This is a genomic window from Halosimplex salinum (assembly GCF_003730195.1).
In the GTDB taxonomy this organism is placed as follows: domain Archaea; phylum Halobacteriota; class Halobacteria; order Halobacteriales; family Haloarculaceae; genus Halosimplex; species Halosimplex salinum.
The window spans coordinates 89,324-106,034 of the sequence record NZ_QWGG01000005.1; the positions used below are offsets into that span (position 1 = coordinate 89,324).

Genomic DNA, 16,711 nt, shown 5'->3' on the forward strand with positions numbered 1-16,711 from the left:
CCGCCGCGACACCGGCGTCTGACCGCCCGGAGTTCGACGGACGTAAACCCCGACCGATCCTCCGGGCCGGTATGCGCCAGTTCGTCGTCATCGGCCACGAAGCGCCGACGGATCCGGAGTTCTCGCTCGACGACATCGCGGGCGGCGCCGGCCGCCTCGACGTCCTCTGTCGGTGTGTCACCTCCGCGTTCTTCCTCTCGCACGACATCCGCGAGGCCGTGCGGGTCCACCTCGTCCTCGCCGACGAGTTCACCGTCAGCTTTGACGGTCGGGACCTCCGGCGACTCAACCCCGACGAGCGTTCGACCGCGGCGCTCGTCCGCAACGCCCTCGAGGAGCGCGCCGAAGCCATCGGCCACCAGCCCGTCGAGACCTCCCCCGGCGTCTCGCTCACCCGCCGCGGGTTCGAGCCCACCCTCGATGCCGTGGCGCGGGACGGGACGGTGGTTCAGCTCCACGAGGACGGGGACCCCGTCGTCGACGTCGAACCGCCCGAGAACCCCGTCTTCGTGCTCTCGGACCACCACGACTTCGCCGACCGAGAGGCCGACGTACTGGCCGAGGCGGCCGACGAGCGGGTTCGGCTCGGTCCCGAAGCGCTCCACGCCGACCACGCGATCACGGTGGCGCACAACTACCTCGACACGGACGGGTTCACCCGGTACTGAGGTGCGTTCGGGTCGCCGTCCGGCCCTGAGCCGGGTTCGGAACTGTTAAAACCAGCCGGCGTTTTTGTTCAGGTGCTACCAGCACGGGCCGGTGGGGTAGCTTGGTATCCTTCGGCCTTCGGGTGGCCGTAACCGCGATTCGAATTCGCGCCGGCCCATTTCTACCCCTTTCAGTACGCGAGGAGCGAAGCGTCCACATCGCCACTTTCACCAGTTCAGACGCCTGTACGCGACGATCCGGCAGTCACTGTCCTGTCCGATACATCGCGAAACCGAGTCCAAGTGGCAATCAGAGTTACGACCGATCCGATCGAACTCTCGGGTATGTCGGTGGAGGAACAGCGACAGCGAGTGGAACCGGTGGAGTGTGCGGCCAACCACGACCCCGTCGAGATGTACGAGAAGGAGGCGTTCGGGACCGCGGTCACGTACGAGTGTCCGACCTGTGGACGGGTGATCGAGCTGGACTTCTTCGGCTCGGAGGTAGAGCGAGAGGTACTGGACGAGGGGAACCTCTGCTGAGCACTCGGAGGCTCCTTCGGAGTGGCGAGACACGTCTGGTCGAACTGTCGAACAGACGGGCCCAGAAACTGCGGATACACGACCAGTTGGGCGGGAACGTTTAGGGTGATGCCGTCCTAGGGTTCTGACATGAACGTGCTCGTCGTCGGCGGGAGCGGCTTCATCGGGACGCACCTGAGCGAGGAACTGGTCGAGCGGGGCCACGAGGTGACCGTGCTCTCTCGGGACCCCAGCGGCGAGGGACTCCCGGCCGAGGTCGAGACGTACGCGGGCGACGTGACAGATTACGACTCCATCGAGGGGGCGTTCGAGGGAAAGGACGCAGTGGTGTTCCTCGTCGCGCTGGAACCGATGTACAAGCCGAAGGGCGGTGACGAGATGCACGATCGCGTCCATCGTGGCGGCACCGAGCACTGTGTGCGGGCCGCAGAGGCACACGGCGTCGACCGGTTCCTCCAGATGAGCGCGCTCAGCGCGGACCCCGAGGCCGCGACGCACTACCTCCGGGCGAAGGGTCGGGCCGAGGAACTCGTCCGCGACTCGGACCTCGAATGGGTGATCTTCCGGCCGTCGATCGTCTTCGGCGAGGGCGGCGGGTTCGTCAAGTTCACCGAGAAACTCAAGTCCTGGTTCGCCCCAGGGCTGCCGGTGTACCCGCTCCCCGGTGGCGGCAAACTGACGCGATTCCAGCCGATTCTGGTCGACGACTTCGTCCCGATGATGGCCGACGCCGTCGAGGACGACGAACACGTCGGTCAGATCTACGAAATCGGCGGTCCAGAGGTGCTGACGCTGCGGGAGGTGACTGAGGCGGTTTACGACGCCGAGGGGAAGTCGATCTCGATCGTTCCGCTGCCGATGGCGGTCGCCAACCTCGGGCTCTCGGTACTCGGGACCGTCGGGTTCCCGATGGGCAGAGACCAGTTTCGATCGCTCCGGCTCGACAACACAACTGACCGAAACGACGTGGGGGCGTTCGGCGTCAGCGAGTCCGAGATGACGACGTTCCGGTCGTATCTGGGCCTCGCAGGCTGACGGCTCAGACCTGTGCTGTGGTGGCTATTGTCACGGGCGTGTCATCGGTCGGCACACCGTTTCGTCCCGATATCGGCGCTTTCGCTCCGTACCGGGTAAAGAACTGCTTACCGCGTCGGTGTCGGCGGATTACGTCGAGAGCGGTTACTCGATTGACGCTTTCAGGTTCGATAGGCGGGCAAAAAACTTATATCCGCGATGGGACTGTTTATTTCTCAACGGTAACCGCAGCTATGAAATTGGCGATGATCGGCTTCGGGCAGGCCGGCGGCAAGATAGTTGACAAGTTCCTCGAATACGACGAGGCTACCGGGAGCGGGATCGTTCGCTCCGCGGTCGCAGTCAACACAGCCAAGGCGGACCTGCTCGGGCTAGAACGAATTCCGGAGGAGAATCGAGTACTGATCGGTCAGGCGCGCGTGAAAGGTCACGGCGTCGGGGCCGACAACGAGCTCGGCGCGGAGATCGCCGAGGAAGACATCGACGAGATCCAGGGGGCCATCGACAACATCCCGGTCCACGAGATCGACGCGTTCATGATCGTCGCCGGGCTCGGCGGCGGGACCGGTTCGGGCGGTTCGCCCGTACTGGCCAAGCACCTCAAGCGCATCTACACCGAACCGGTGTACGGGCTGGGCGTCCTGCCCGGCGGCGACGAGGGTGGCATCTACACGCTCAACGCCGCGCGCTCGTTCCAGACGTTCGTGCGCGAGGTCGACAACCTGCTCGTGTTCGACAACGACGCCTGGCGCAAGTCCGGCGAGTCGATGGAGAGCGGCTACGAGGAGATCAACGACGAGATCGTCCGGCGCTTCGGCGTTCTGTTCGGCGCCGGCGAGGTCGGCGCGGGCGACGAGGTCGCAGAGAGCGTCGTGGACTCCTCGGAGATCATCAACACGCTCTCCGGCGGCGGCGTCTCCACGGTCGGCTACGCTGCGGAGTCGGTCGAGGAGAGCGACTCCGGCGGCCTGCTCTCGCGGTTCAAGGGGGACGACGACGGCATCGACGACAGCGGCATGGACACGGCGAACACCACCAACCGCATCACGTCGCTGGTCCGGAAGGCGGCGCTGGGTCGCCTGACGCTCCCCTGTGAGATCGACGGTGCCGAGCGGGCGCTGCTCGTGATGAGCGGTCCCTCGAACCATCTCAACCGGAAAGGCATAGAGCGCGGGCGGAAGTGGCTCGAGGAGCAGACCGGTTCGATGGAGGTCCGCGGTGGCGACTACCCGGTTCACGAGAACAACGTCGCCGCGTCGATCCTGCTGTCGGGCGTGCACAACGTCCCGCGGATCAAGGAGCTCCAGCAGGTCGCCATCGAGGCCCAGGACAACATCGACGACATCCGGCAGCAAAGCGAAGAGAACTTAGAGGAGTTGGTGGAAGATGACGAAGATGAGCTGGATCCGCTCTTCTAAGAGCGCGACGCTGGTCGTATTGCTCGCCCTCTCGCTCTCGGTCGCCGGGACAGCCGGTGCTATCTCGGTCGTCTCCGGCGACGCGCCCGAAGACGCGCGCGTCGGCGAGACGGTGACGACGACGGTCACCATCGAGGACCCGTTCGTCGACATGCCCGACCAGTGGACGCTCCAGGGGAGTACGGAACTCGAGAGCGTCAGCTGGACTATCGTGGTCCGCCAGCAGGGCGAACAGGTCGAGCAGGAAAACTACGGTGACCAGTCCTTCGAACAGGCGCTGAACGCCAGTAACGGCGGCGACACCGTCGAGATCGAACTCACCGGCGACGTGCCGGAAGTCTCGAACTACACGTACGAGCCCCGCGAGACGTTCACGCTCTACGACTTCGACACGACCCAGGGGAGTTCGACCAGCGACCTCAACGAGTCGCAGGTCCACCACTACACGAACGACAGCCGCGACGCGCGACTCGCCATCGACGACGCGTCGGCCGCGATCAACGAGACCGGTGGGAACAGCGAGGCAGAGTCCCAGCGCGACCGCGCCATCTCGGCCTACGAGAACAGCAACTTCGACAACGCACAGTCGCTGGCCAGTGACGCACAGGACCAGGCCGAGCAGGCCCAGGAGTCCGCCCAGCGGACCCAGACGATCCTGATGGGCGTCGGTGCCCTCATCGTCCTGCTCGTCGTAGTCGGCGGCATCTACTACTGGCGCTCCAACAAGGACGAACCCACGAAGCTCCAGTAGATGCGCGTCGTCGTCCCGTTCGACGCCGAGCGGCCCAAGACCCGCCTCGCCGCCCTTCTCGACGAGGCCGAACGCGCCGCGTTCGCACGGGCGATGCTCGACGACGTGCTCGACGCGCTTTCGACGCTCGACAGCGAGCGACGCGTCTCGGTCGACCCGCTCGTCCTCGCGACGACGCCCGTCGACTGCGACGCGCCGGTGGCCGTCGACGACCGCCCGCTCACCGAGGCCGTGAACGCGCGGCTTCCCGAGGGCGCGGACGACGACCCGGTCGCGGTCGTCATGGCCGACCTCGCGCTCGCGACGCCCGACGCCCTCGAACGGCTGTTCGAACCCGACGCGGACGTGGTGCTCGCGCCGGGACGGGGCGGCGGGACGAACGCGCTCGTCGTCCGCGACGCCGACTTCCGCGTCGACTACCACGGCGCGTCCTTCCGCGACCACCGCGAGATCGCGCGAGAAGTCGGCGCGACCCTCGCGGTCGTCGACTCCGTCCGGCTCTCGACGGACGTCGACGAGTCGGCAGATCTCGTCGAGGTCCTGCTCCACGGCGAGGGCGGGGCGGCCGAGTGGCTCCGCGACGCGGGATTCGAACTCGCGACGGACGAGGGGCGGGTCGAAGTCGAGCGGAATTCGGGATGAACCCGAACGAAATTCGGACAACGGTTTTGACCGGCCGACCCAGAGGATCGCACGCACGGGCCGGTCCCGTGTAGCTGGGTCGCGTCTCGCGCCGCGTCCCCGGACTGTGTCGACCTGGCGCCTCGGCGGATCGCTCCCAACTGCCCCGTTGCCCGCGGACCGAGGGGGGTAGCACAGTCCACCGTTCCACGGTCGGCGACCCCGGGTCGGTCGCCGACCATCTCCCGTGTCCCAGTCGGCAGTTCTCTCCTGTCCATCGTGTCCCGGTCGCCAGTGCTCTGTCGTCCATCAGTCGTCTCCTCGCTCCTCGCCGGGAGCGTCAAGGCTTTGCCCGTCGAACGTGGACGGGGGAGTGTGATACCCGGCGCGGACGAGTACGACGTCGACATCGACCCGTCCACCGAAGCGGTGGAGCGACTGCTCGCGGTCACGCCCGACGACGTGGAACCGGCGGACGAGTTGACGTTCGCTCGCAACGTGTTCGTCCCGCTGACGACGGCCTGCCGCTACACCTGCACCTACTGCACCTACTACGACCCGCCCGGCCAGGCGACGCTCATGTCCCCCGAGGAGGTCCGGGACGTGGTTCGCACCGGCGCCGCCGCCGGCTGTACGGAAGCCCTCTTCACGTTCGGCGACGACCCCGACGACCGCTACACCGCGGTCCACGACCAGCTCGACGAGTGGGGCCACGACTCCATCCACACCTACCTCCGCGAAGTCTGCGAGATAACCCTCGACGAGGGGCTGCTCCCCCACTCGAATCCCGGCGACCAGACGCGCGAGCAGATGGCGACCGTCGCCGACGTGAACGCGAGCATGGGCGTCATGCTCGAGACAACCGCCGACGTGCAGGCCCACGGCGGCCCGCGCGCCAAGAACCCGGGACAGCGCCTGAACACCATCCGCACCGCGGGGCAACTGGGCGTCCCGTTCACGACGGGGATCCTCGTCGGGATCGGCGAGGACTGGGCGGACCGCGCGGAGAGCCTGCTCGCGATTCGCGAGTTGCACGAGCGCTACGACCACGTCCAGGAGGTCATCGTCCAGCCCGTCCGGGAGAACGAGCGCTGGACGGACGGCTCGACGGGCGTCGAGACGCTCCGGCGGACGGTCGCGATGGCCCGCGCCGCCCTCCCGGACGAGGTGTCGGTGCAGGTTCCGCCCAACCTCGCGCCCGTCCGAGAGGTGATCGACTGCGGTGTCGACGACCTCGGCGGAGTGTCGCCGGTGACCGACGACCACGTCAACCCCGACTACTCGTGGCCGGCGCTCCGCGAACTCGAAGACGTCGCGGAGTACGCGGGCGTCCCGCTCGACGAACGACTGCCCGTCTACCAGCGGTACCTCCCGGCGCGTCTCCGGAACGCCGGCGTCGAACCCGCGGACCCACCCGCGGAAGTCGACCGCTGGGTCTCCCCGGACATCGAGGCCGCCATGGACGCGGCCGACGACGCGGGCGAGCGCTACCGCGCGGTTATCTCGGGTACGGCGGCCGATTGAGGAGACCGCCACCGCCCGACCGCCTCCGCGCTCTCCCGCCTATCGCCTGATACGCGGCGCCAGTAGCCACCGCCCCGTCCCACCCCCGTCGGCGATGGGGTGTTCCAGCGAGAGCGGACACCCGCCTTCGCCGCCGCCGACGAACTCGACGGTCACGGGCACGTCGCTCGGGACGGCCCCGACGATGTCCCGGAGGTAGTCGACGGAGTACAACGACGCCACCGCGCCGGGGTCGAGCGAGTCGAGGTCGGCCTCGTCGAACTCGAGTCGCACGTCGTCGGTGTCGCCGCTGGCGGTGACCGTCAGCAGCCGCTCCGCCGGGTCGACCGCGAACTCCGCGTGGTCCGCGACCAGGTCGGCAGCGCGGACCGCCCGACGGAGATCGTCCGATCCCAGCACCGCACTCGATTCCACGGACCCGGCGTCGACCCACTCGACCTGCCGGACGGCGTCGGCTGCGATGGGCGCGAAGGTGTACTCGACGGCCCCCGCCGTCACGTCGAACCGGCCGCCGTCGCCGAGCGCGAGTCGGATCGCGTCCCCGTCGGCCATCGAGACGGCGTCGCCGAGGCGGTCGAGCGCGACGCCGAACGTCTCCCCGTTCGCCGTGTAGGCGTCGAACGCCCCGCTGTCGAGTCGCAACTCGGCCATCGCCACGTCGGCGGGGTCGCGCGCCCTGAACGCGAGGCCGTCCTCGAAGGTCATCCGACACTCGCTCGCGACGGCCATCGCACCGTCGAGCGCCGTCGAGAGGGCGGCGGCGTCGAGACTGACGTCGAGCCTCGGGGGTCCCGCTTCGTCGGCGGTCGCGTCGGTCTGCCGGGTCGTTTCGTCGGTCGATGCGTCCGTGCTGTCGCGGTCCTGCCGCTGTTCGGGAGTCATGTCAGTGGTCGTGGCTCGCTCCGGGCGAAAACGGTATCCGGCGCGCCGGCGAACCGACGACCGGGCGAGTCCGCCCGCGTTTCGCGCGGCCGGCGACACCTGCCAGGGAGTCCGGCCGCGCTCTCGATACCGTCCGAGCGACTGCGTCGCCGCCCGGACTCGCGCGTTCTCCGCTTCCCCGAGAACCCCGTTAAGCGTTGCGCCGCTCGCGACATGTATAACTGGATATCGGGTATAATAGCTTAAATACTCCCGCAGTATAATCGGAAACGAGTTATGACGGCCGACGAACGACCGCGGGGAATCCTCTCCCCGGCGGACCGCTCGTATCTGCGCGGGGAGACGACGTTCGAGAGCGCCCAGAGCGAGCGCAACGCCCGCGCGCGGATCCGCGAGCGAGTGCTGTCGGGGCTCCACGACGCCGACCTGCTCGCGGACGCGCTGTCCGAGCGCGACCGGGAACTCGTCTTCGGGAAACACGTCGGCGACGACCCGGACGGCGTCCGCTCGATCATCGCCGCGCTCGCGCTCCTGTATCGGGGCGCCGAGGACGCCGGCCTCGACTTCGGGACGCTCCTCGAAGAGGGGGTCAGCCGCGCCGAGGCCGAGCGCTCGGTCGCCGCGAGCGTCGAGTTCGAGGTCCGCCGCGAACCGCTCGACCCCGACCGGCTCACCCGGAAGCTCAGGCGGACCGGCTCGCTCACCCTCTCCGAACTCTCCTATCTCCGCGAGACCGACGACGTGAGTCTCGACCGCCTGCTCGACCGCTACGCGACCGACGTGGAGACCGACGAGGCCGACGACGACTGGGTGCAGGCGAAGATGACTAATTTCTAGAAACCATCTTTTTCCCGCTCGGGTGTCCTCGGCGCGCTTCGCGCGCCTGCGGGCACCCTCGCGGCAAAAACATGGGTGAAAAAGGCCGGACGCTTCGGTCGCTCCGCTCCCTCGCGTCCGGTGAACCGGCGCCTTCGGCGCCGGATGCTCGGTACAGGGAAAGTACTTAACAGAGTGTCCACACTCCTGACGTGTTCCGATGCGTCACGCGTTCACCGCTCTGTTCCTGTTGCTCGTAGTTTCTGCCGGCTGTGTCGAGACGGGCGGACCGGGGAGTTCCACGCCCGAGGCGGCGTCGATATCGACCGTCTCCGAAGACCTCTCCGCTACCGGCGTCTCGTGTCACGAGGACCTCTCGGTGAACTTCTGGGGAATCGAAGAACAGTTATGGGACCGAAACAGTGTTCGCGTCGGCTACTCCGTTCCGGCGAATACGAGCGTCTTCCTGGTCGCCTACGTAGACGGCGTCCGGTCCGGGGTCGTGTACGAGCGCAACGGAGGCGACGATGCCATCGTAGTCGACGGCGGGGAAATCCACCTCGACTCGAGTTTCTCGGGAACCCATACCGTAGAAATCGTCCTCTACCACGACGAGGGCGGAAACGAACAGTTCGAACGGAGCGTCGACTCTCCGTGTCTCGACGACGAGACGGTGATCATGGCCGGACCGAGGAAGATCGACTTCAGCGAGTTCGCATAGCTCCCGGATTCGGACACGTCACCCGCCGCTCGCTCAGTCCACACACAGGGGCAACCGACTCCCTCGCTCCGAAACAACGGGACCGACGACACGCTCGCCGCCTCGCCTACTCCCCAGCGACGAACCCGGAGAAGACGCGCGATTCGATCTTGCGGAGGTGTTCGCCGACGGTCGCCGCCGACAGATCCAGTTCGTCGGCCAGATCCGCGTGCGTCGCCTCGCGCGGCACGTCGTAGTAGCCAGCCCGGACGGCGACCGCCAGCACCTCGCGCTGGCGGCCGGTCAACCGGCCGAACAGTTGGCGGACGCCGGGGTCGTACTCGCCCGTCTCGACCACTTCCAGGTCGACCTCGTCGGGGATGTCGTCGAACGCCTCCACGAAGGCCCCCTCGTCACCGACGAGCGTGACGACGGTCGAGCCGTCAGTGGCCGACTCGATCGGCATCTCGACCACCAGGTCCGAACCCCGCCGGTACCGCAGGAGCCGGCGCGTGAGGTCGTCGAGTTCGAAGTGCGTGTAGACGAACCCGCGGTCGGTTCCCGTCGCAGTGTAGTCGATGACGTAGCGTGAGTCGTCGAGCAACTCGCCGTAGCGGTCGATTCCGCCCCGCACCTCCGACAGCGAGACGCCCGTCTCACCGTCGATCAACTCGATCTGGTGGATCGGACCGGGCGTCACCGCCGGCTCGTCGGCGACCGCCGCACCGAGCGGGTGGAACGCGTCGCCGTCCGCCGGACTCGCTCGCACCGTGACGTAGCGCATACCGTCCACTGGGACTCCCCAGTGAAAACGCCACGGTATAAACCCACCTCGTATGACTGGCAACAGACCTACGCACCGAGCGTCCCGATACACTGACGCCGGACGAGCACGGTCGCGGCGGTCCGGGGCGCTCGTCCCACGTCGCCCTGAATCTCTCGCCCTCTCCCGGGACCGCCGCCCTGCTGACGCTCCGATGCCCCTAGCCCGCGGTCTCCCGTTGGCGTGCGCGTTCGCGTTCGCGTTCGTGCTCGCGGTCCGACTCCGCTCCGTCTCGTTCACTGTCCGTCCGACGCCCCCTCTCACCGTTCGAGTCCGCTGGCGCTCGGCCTCCTCCCGCCTCCTCGCTGTCCAGTTCGAGCGTAAGCGGTCGGGCGATCCGCCGCGCGAACCCAGCGAGGGCGCCGGTGACGCGGCCGACGGCGCCGTCTTCGTCGTCGGAGTCGTCCACGCGGAGCGAACTCCCCTCACGGACGACGACGCCGCGGGATTCGAGTTTCTCGATAGTGGCGTCGACGGCGTCGTCGTCGGCTTCGAGGGTCTCGGACAGTTCCCGGCGAGTCCGGGGACCGGCGTCGAGCGCCTCGACAACCCGTCGAGCGACGTAGTCGTGGTACACCTCGCGACCGGTGGGCTCGTCCTCCGTTGCGCCCTCGTAGCGGATGGTCTGGACCGCGTCGGCGACGAACCAGACCCCGACGATCAGGAAGGCGACCGGAAGCCACGTCGTCCCGTCGTCGAACAGGAGCATCGCCGCCCCGCCGACGAGCGCGTACAGACCGATTCCGGCGTTCCTGACGGACTGGCGCACGTCGTACACGTCGGTGACGAGTTCGGTCAGTCCGAACAGCGCCATCGAGACGACCGTCGTCACGAACTGCGGCGTCGTCGGGTCGAGGACGTGCCAGAGGAGGGCCAGCAAGCCGGCCCACTGGAGGGCTCCTCGGACGGTCAGTCGCTCGCGGAGGGCTTCGCGGAGGGTCGCTGCCATCGCACTCGTGTTAGACGGACGAACTGATGGGCGTGTCGGAAGCGCTCCACGCTCACTCGTTCCGTGACCTCGCTTCACACTGCCACGCGGCTCGCGGGTCACTTCGTTCACGGCGCTTCGCGCCGTTCACATCGAGGTCTCCTTCGGTCGACCTCGCACGCTCCCCGCTCGCGTTCCGAGGTGCTCACTTCGTTCGCACCTCGCTTCAGTCGTCGGCGCTGCTCGTCTCACCGACCGTCTCGGCGAGCCAGTCGGGGTCGACCAGCGGCGTCCCGTCCGCCTTCGGCCCGAGTTCCGGGCCGTGCGGGCCATCGTCGGGGTCGATGCGGCGGCGCTGCCGGTAGTCCGTCGAGCGCTCGACCGGCACGCGACCGATGGCGTCGATCATCTCGACGTACTCGTCGAACGAGCGGACCTCGCCGAACTCCCCGCCCGCTCGCTTGGTGATCTCCTCCGAGAGGATGGTCCCCATGAAGTCGTCGGCGCCACAGGAGAGCATCTTCAGCCCCTGCTCGTCGCCGTACTTCACCCACGAGGACTGCACGTGGTCGATATTGTCGAGGAACAGTCGAGAGACGGCGATCAGCAGTTCGTCCTCGTCGGTGGTGGCCCCGGCCTCCACCATCCCCTCCTCGTGGAGCGGCGTGTTCTGGTGGACGAACGAGAGCGGGACGAACTCGGTGATCGCGCCCGTCCGCTCCTGCAACTCGCGGATCCGCTTCAGGTGCTCGACCCGGTGCATCTCGTTCTCGACGTGGCCGTACATGATCGTCGAGGTGACGTCGAGGCCGACGGTCGCCGCGGCCTCCATCGCCTCCAGCCACTCGTCGGTCCCGATCTTCCCGGGGCAGATAACGTCGCGCACCTCGTCGACGAGGATCTCGGCGGCAGTACCGGGCACCGAGTCCAGCCCCGCTTCTTTCAGACGGCCGTACACCTCCTCGTAGGACCAGTCGGTGCCGCGGCGGCCGTGGTAGGCCTCTTCGGGCGTCATCGAGTGGACGTGGACGCCGTCGACGCTCATCGCCTCGATCTGCTCGCAGTAGGTGCCCGGATCCACGTCGTACTCTTCCGGCGGCCGGTAGTTCAGGTCGCCGCGGTCGCTCGACTCCAGTATCTCCCGGTGTTCCTCGTCGAGTGCGAACGCCGGGTGGAGTCCCGAGACGGACGTGACCTCGTAGACGCCGCGCTCGACGGCCTTGCGGACGATCTCGCGGGACTCGTGCGGTCGCTTCGTGAACCCGCCGTGTGATTCGTCGTTGGCGCTGCGGAACTGCTCGGAGCGGTCCTTGAAGTTACAGAACAGACAGCCGGTGTTGCAGGCGGTCGTGACGTTGTTGTTCAGGTTGGCGACGAACGTCACCTCGTCGCCGACTACTTCCTCGCGACGGCGGTCGGCCGCCTCGAGGACGAGTTCCTTGCGTTCGCGGTCGATGCCGTCGCTTCGGGTGCCGGTCGTCAGGAGTTCGACGCCGTCGGCGACGGTGAGCCGCTCGCCCGTGCGAGCCTTCGCCAGCGCGTTCTCGAACGACTGATCGGTCTCGGGAACGTGCTCGAACCCGAACTCTCCCCGCGGCACGTTCGGTCGCGGGTCGGCGGCGTCGGTCATTGCCCGTCATCACACCGGCCAGCGTGATAAGCGGACGGGAATCGGCCGATGACCCCGCTGTTCGTGACGGCTCATCCACCAGTCGCCGGCAACACCGAGACGACCTCGGTCAGCGTGTCCAGCACGACCCAGCCCACGAAGAGCGCGTACGCGAGCAGCAGGACGACCGACTCCGCCGTCGAGAGGGCGAGATCCGTTCGGAGGACCGTAAAGAGGAGCACCGTCGCCAGCGTGAGGACGGCGAACATCGGGACCGCGAGTGCGAAGTTGAACGACCACGTCCCGACGATGAGCACGCCGACCGGGATGGCGACGAGCAGGTCGAACGTGTTCGAGCCGAGGACGTTCGCCACCGAGGCGACGCCGCGGCCGTCGCGCGCGGCGCGGACGCTCACCAGCGCGTCGGGCAGACTCGTCGCCCCCGCTGCGACGGTGACGCCCATGACGAAGTCGTCGACGCCGACGGCCAGCCCGATCGTCTCGACCGCCTCGACTAGCTGGTGGACGGCGACGAGGATGACGAGCAGTCCGGCGAGCAGGAACGCCCACTGCCTGCCGGCGTCGACGCCCGCTCCCGTCTCGGGGTCGGCGACGTGGTCGGCGGTGTCCTGCGCCTGGATGAACAGGTAGAGGCCGTAGAGCGCGAGGGGGACGACGGCCAGCGCCCGGGTCAACTCGCCGCCGATGTAGTCGACGCTCGGATCCGGGTTGTATATCACCGCCATCGCGAAGGTGATCACGAGCGCAGAGACGGCGAGCATGTAGAACTGCGCCTCCTTGTAGACGAGCGTCCGGTTTGCCTCGATCTCCCCCTCGGTCGAGAGGCCCGCGATCGCCGGGATGACGAGGACGTTGAAGATGGCCGAACCGACGATCGCGCCGGTCCCGATCCCGAGCGCTCCGCCGAGCGCCGAGACGACGACCGTCGCCAGTTCCGGGAAACTCGACCCGACGGCCGCGACGACCGACCCCTGGACGACCTGCGGGAGCCCGTAGTACGCCGAGAGCCGCTCGCTCGCGGATTCGAGCCACGTGCTCCCGATCCAGACGGCGCCGGTCGCCACCAGGACGATCCCGAGGTCGACTGCCGAGACGCTCTCGCTCATCGTGGTCCGATCTCAGTCGCTCCCCGCACCGACCGGTGCGCCGCCGAACGACCCGACGTCGTCTTCGTCGACGTCGAGGGCGCCCCCGATCTTGCGGATCGTCGCCTGCTCTTTGCGTGTCGTCTCCCCGTCGGCCCGCGCGACCGCGTCGGCGAGCGAGAGCGCCCGCGCCTGCTCGGTCGGCGGGAGTGCGCCGGCGAGCGCCTCGGCGACCGTCGCCGGGTCCGTCGACTCCGCGGCACTCCGTTCGATCGCGGCTTCGACCTCGTCGGCGGTGTAACCGTCGACGCTCTCCAGCGCGGCGTCTCGGACGACCTCCGCCTCCTCGGGCGTCGGGGAGCCGTCCGCGAGCATCACCGCCGACCCGACCGCGACCAGTCCCTGGAGGACCAGCTCGTCGTCAGCGTGGCCCGACGGGTCGAACGCCGACGTGTCCTCGAGGAAGGAGTATTCGACGCCGGCGTCTTCGAGCGCGCCGACCAGCGCCGTCGTCGGCCCTCGGTTCAGCAGTCCGCGACCGAGGTCGTACGCGATCACGAACGGATTCATCAGGATACACGTGATGCTGAACCAGCCCGTGAGCGCGGTCCGCTTGGCCGACCCCCACAGCTGGTCGCGCAGACAGGCGTGACAGGCGAGGTGTCGCTCGGACTCGATCTTGTACGCGAGGAGGTATCCGGTGACCACCGTGGCGTCGGCGGTCTCCTCGATCGGTCGCGTTCCGCAGTACGGACAGGGAACGTCGACCGCGACGGCGCCGTCGGGGACGCCGTACTCCGTCCCGCCGTCTCCGCAGGCGTGACACACCTCGACGCCCGGCTCACCGACCGTCCCGCAGGACGCACAGCCGACCGGATGCTCCGGCGTCGGTCCGGTTCGCGACTCGAACCCGAACAGCCGCCGGAACCAGCCCGGATACAGCGGCGGGACGGACTCGCTGTACTCGAGGACGACCGGCTGCATCGTCACGCCGATCGCGAGCGTCATCATCGGGAGGATGTACAGCAACCCGCCCGCTGTCTCCGGCGCTACCCCGACCATCGCCCCCGAAGAGAGCGTGTCCAGCGACGGGCGGAGGCCCGCCTCGACACCGACGCTCAGGAATCCGACCATCGACGACGTACCGACCAGGACGGCCCCGCGTGGAAACCGCCACGCGACACCGGCGAGGACGAGCCCCAGCGCGAGACCGGTCCCGATCGCGGTGACCGGCGTCGCACTCCCCGTGGCCAGGAGCGCGACCAGCGGCCCGAAACACAGGCCGGTCGCGGCGCCGACCGCGATCGATCCGCCGCGCGTGTGGTATCGTGCCGCCGCCAGTCCGGCCGCCGCTCCAACGACGCCGCCGCCGACGGCTGGCGCCCCGACTCCCACGGTCATGCCGACGACCAGCCCTGCGGTCGCTCCGGCGAGCGTCGCGACGGCCGTCCGAACCCTGTAGAACGCCCACGTTCCACCGAACACCGCGGCCAGCCCCAGCAGCGGGGCGACCAGCGCCCCGAGTATGCCCATTAGTCCCATAGCATGGTGGCAGAACGCCTCCACTTATCTCCACCGGATCCGGTTCGGCTGTCATGTCGCGCGGAATCACCGCAGCGAGGGAGCAGCGCACGGGTTCGGAGCGGACGCGGTCCGTTCCGAGCTAACGGAGAGACCACTCCGGTGGCCGTGCCGACACTGGAACCAGAAATCGCTTTGCCGAGGGGGCTGACTGGACCGACATGACCTCTGTGAAGGAGTTCCGCGTGGAGACGCCCGCGACGGCCGAAGACCTCGGCCGCGGCGCGTTCGTCTTCACCGACGACTACTCGGTGTTCGACTGGGGGAAGATGCCCGACGAGATCCCCGACAAGGGCGCCTCGCTCTGCACGATGGGCGCGTTCAACTTCGAACTGCTCGAACGCGAGGGCGTTCCCACCCACTACGAGGGCGTCGCGACCGACGCGACCGACGGCCCCGTCTCGCTCGACGACGCCCTCGACTCGGGCGAAGCGCCCCGCGAGATGGTCATCGAACTCACCCAGGTCCCCGACCTCCCCTTCGAGGGCGACGCCACCGAGGACCCCAGCGGCTACGACTACGACGCCTACCACGAGGGCGCCGGCGAGAACTACCTCGTCCCGCTCGAGATCGTCTTCCGCAACCGCGTCCCCGTGGGCTCCTCGCTCCGCAAACGCACCGACCCCGCCGACCACGGCCTCGACTTCGAGAGCTGGCCCGACGAGGCGGTCGACCTCGACGACCCGGTCGTCGAGTTCTCCACCAAGTACGAGGAGCAGGACCGCTATCTCGCCCGCGAGGACGCCGACCGTATCGCCGGCGCCGCGAGTGTCGACGACCTCGAATCGGTCGCTCGCGAGGTCAACCGACTCGTCACCGAGCGCGCCGCCGACGCCGATCTCACACACGAGGACGGCAAGATCGAGTGTCTCTACTACCAGGGCGAGGTCCGCGTCGCCGACGTCGTCGGGACGTTCGACGAGAACCGCTTCTCCTACGGCGACCAGCAGGTCTCGAAGGAGGTCGTCCGCCAGTACCACAAGCGGACCCAGCCCGAGTGGGTCGAGGCCGTCTCCGCCGCCAAACGCGAGGCCGACGAGCGCGGCGTCGCCGACTGGAAGTCCCTCTGTGACCGCCGGCCCGAACCGCTCGACGACCGCGTGGTCGCCGCCGCTCGCGACCTCTACTGCGCCGGCACGAACGCGTACGTCGGCCGCGAGGCCTTCGACGCCCCGTCACTCGACGCTGCCGTCGAGGCCGTTCGAGACCTCTGACGCCCGACCGCGAGAATGACCGACGACCCGTGCGACGACCGGCGAACGACCGCCCCGCCGGAAACGGACGACCGCTTTCTGGTGCCGTTGCGCGGCGTCGCGGTCGACGCCGAGACGCGCTGTGCCCACTACGACTCGGCGGCCGACGTGGTCGCGCTTCGCTTTCCCTGCTGTGACCGCTACTACCCCTGTTTTCGCTGCCACGAGGCCGTGACGGACCACGACTCCGAGCGCGTTCCCCGAGCGGCGTTCGACGACCCGGTGGTCCTCTGTGGCGTCTGCGGGACCGCCCTCTCCGTGCGGTCGTATCTCGACTGCGAGGACGCCTGCCCGGAGTGCGGCGCGGCGTTCAACCCCGGGTGTCGGCGTCACCGCGGCCGATACTTCGCCGTCGAGGAGTGAGCCGCCACGAGTCCGCTCCGTAGCTTCAAGTACGAGAGCGGGGCCACCCGGCGGTGTGACCTGAGACCCGCCGCAGAGCGGTCCGCGGGAGCGCGACACGCCGCTCTGCGA

Annotated in this window: 17 protein-coding genes and 1 tRNA gene; 12 read left to right on the forward strand and 6 right to left on the reverse strand. The window is 68.3% G+C overall.

The window, feature by feature from the left end; translation table 11 throughout:
• The first annotated feature begins 71 nt into the window (after nucleotides 1–71).
• The 8 genes from trmY (at nucleotide 72) to cofG (ending at nucleotide 6,539) form a co-directional block, all read left to right on the forward strand.
• A complete protein-coding gene (gene trmY, locus D1409_RS14440) occupies nucleotides 72–668 on the forward strand; it encodes a tRNA (pseudouridine(54)-N(1))-methyltransferase TrmY (protein WP_123537698.1) in 597 nt (198 codons plus the stop codon).
• A gap of 85 nt (nucleotides 669–753) precedes the next feature.
• Nucleotides 754–826: transfer RNA gene (locus tag D1409_RS14445), tRNA-Pro, on the forward strand.
• 166 nt (nucleotides 827–992) lie between these two features.
• Entirely contained in the window at nucleotides 993–1,190 is a 198-nt protein-coding gene (locus D1409_RS14450; protein WP_123537699.1) for a hypothetical protein, read from the forward strand.
• Nucleotides 1,191–1,319: 129 nt separating this feature from the next.
• Nucleotides 1,320–2,225, forward strand: coding sequence for a complex I NDUFA9 subunit family protein (locus D1409_RS14455; protein ID WP_123537700.1), 906 nt, complete (start codon nucleotides 1,320–1,322; stop codon nucleotides 2,223–2,225).
• A 233-nt stretch (nucleotides 2,226–2,458) separates the two neighbouring features.
• Nucleotides 2,459–3,643 (forward strand): tubulin/FtsZ family protein, encoded by a 1,185-nt coding sequence (locus D1409_RS14460; RefSeq protein WP_123537701.1) that lies wholly within the window; start codon nucleotides 2,459–2,461, stop codon nucleotides 3,641–3,643.
• Entirely contained in the window at nucleotides 3,621–4,394 is a 774-nt protein-coding gene (locus D1409_RS14465; RefSeq protein WP_123537702.1) for a hypothetical protein, read from the forward strand. Before D1409_RS14460 ends, D1409_RS14465 begins: the two co-directional genes overlap by 23 nt.
• Nucleotides 4,395–5,036: a 2-phospho-L-lactate guanylyltransferase gene (cofC, locus tag D1409_RS14470; protein ID WP_123537703.1), complete on the forward strand. Its 642-nt coding sequence runs from the start codon at nucleotides 4,395–4,397 to the stop codon at nucleotides 5,034–5,036.
• Nucleotides 5,037–5,390: 354 nt separating this feature from the next.
• Nucleotides 5,391–6,539 carry a 7,8-didemethyl-8-hydroxy-5-deazariboflavin synthase subunit CofG gene (gene cofG, locus D1409_RS14475; protein ID WP_123537704.1) on the forward strand — a complete coding sequence of 383 codons (1,149 nt, stop codon included), beginning with the start codon at nucleotides 5,391–5,393 and terminating at the stop codon, nucleotides 6,537–6,539.
• A 39-nt stretch (nucleotides 6,540–6,578) separates the two neighbouring features.
• On the opposite strand, the gene D1409_RS14480 is transcribed toward cofG, so the two are convergent.
• A complete protein-coding gene (locus D1409_RS14480) occupies nucleotides 6,579–7,421 on the reverse strand; it encodes a beta clamp domain-containing protein (RefSeq protein ID WP_123537705.1) in 843 nt (280 codons plus the stop codon).
• Between the two features lie 276 nt (nucleotides 7,422–7,697).
• Here D1409_RS14480 and D1409_RS14485 point away from each other — a divergent pair, with 276 nt between their 5' ends.
• Both D1409_RS14485 and D1409_RS14490 read left to right on the forward strand, forming a co-directional pair.
• Entirely contained in the window at nucleotides 7,698–8,258 is a 561-nt protein-coding gene (locus D1409_RS14485) for a hypothetical protein (RefSeq protein WP_123537706.1), read from the forward strand.
• Nucleotides 8,259–8,457: 199 nt separating this feature from the next.
• Nucleotides 8,458–8,958, forward strand: coding sequence for a hypothetical protein (locus D1409_RS14490; RefSeq protein WP_123537707.1), 501 nt, complete (start codon nucleotides 8,458–8,460; stop codon nucleotides 8,956–8,958).
• 106 nt (nucleotides 8,959–9,064) lie between these two features.
• On the opposite strand, the gene D1409_RS14495 is transcribed toward D1409_RS14490, so the two are convergent.
• The 5 genes from D1409_RS14495 to D1409_RS14515 form a co-directional block, all read right to left on the reverse strand.
• Nucleotides 9,065–9,721 carry a helix-turn-helix domain-containing protein gene (locus tag D1409_RS14495; RefSeq protein WP_164471706.1) on the reverse strand — a complete coding sequence of 219 codons (657 nt, stop codon included), beginning with the start codon at nucleotides 9,719–9,721 and terminating at the stop codon, nucleotides 9,065–9,067.
• A gap of 199 nt (nucleotides 9,722–9,920) precedes the next feature.
• Nucleotides 9,921–10,709 (reverse strand): MFS transporter, encoded by a 789-nt coding sequence (locus tag D1409_RS14500; RefSeq protein WP_123537709.1) that lies wholly within the window; start codon nucleotides 10,707–10,709, stop codon nucleotides 9,921–9,923.
• A 205-nt stretch (nucleotides 10,710–10,914) separates the two neighbouring features.
• Nucleotides 10,915–12,318: a 7,8-didemethyl-8-hydroxy-5-deazariboflavin synthase subunit CofH gene (cofH, locus tag D1409_RS14505; protein WP_123537710.1), complete on the reverse strand. Its 1,404-nt coding sequence runs from the start codon at nucleotides 12,316–12,318 to the stop codon at nucleotides 10,915–10,917.
• Between the two features lie 71 nt (nucleotides 12,319–12,389).
• A complete protein-coding gene (locus D1409_RS14510) occupies nucleotides 12,390–13,424 on the reverse strand; it encodes a sodium:calcium antiporter (RefSeq protein ID WP_123537711.1) in 1,035 nt (344 codons plus the stop codon).
• Nucleotides 13,425–13,436: 12 nt separating this feature from the next.
• A complete protein-coding gene (locus D1409_RS14515; protein WP_164471707.1) occupies nucleotides 13,437–14,945 on the reverse strand; it encodes a tellurite resistance TerB family protein in 1,509 nt (502 codons plus the stop codon).
• Nucleotides 14,946–15,145: 200 nt separating this feature from the next.
• Here D1409_RS14515 and D1409_RS14520 point away from each other — a divergent pair, with 200 nt between their 5' ends.
• Nucleotides 15,146–16,198, forward strand: coding sequence for a phosphoribosylaminoimidazolesuccinocarboxamide synthase (locus D1409_RS14520; protein WP_123537713.1), 1,053 nt, complete (start codon nucleotides 15,146–15,148; stop codon nucleotides 16,196–16,198).
• A gap of 15 nt (nucleotides 16,199–16,213) precedes the next feature.
• The gene (locus D1409_RS14525) at nucleotides 16,214–16,600 is read left to right on the forward strand and encodes a CHY zinc finger protein (protein ID WP_123537714.1); all 387 of its coding nucleotides are present in this window, start codon (nucleotides 16,214–16,216) and stop codon (nucleotides 16,598–16,600) included.
• Nucleotides 16,601–16,711: the final 111 nt, after the last annotated feature.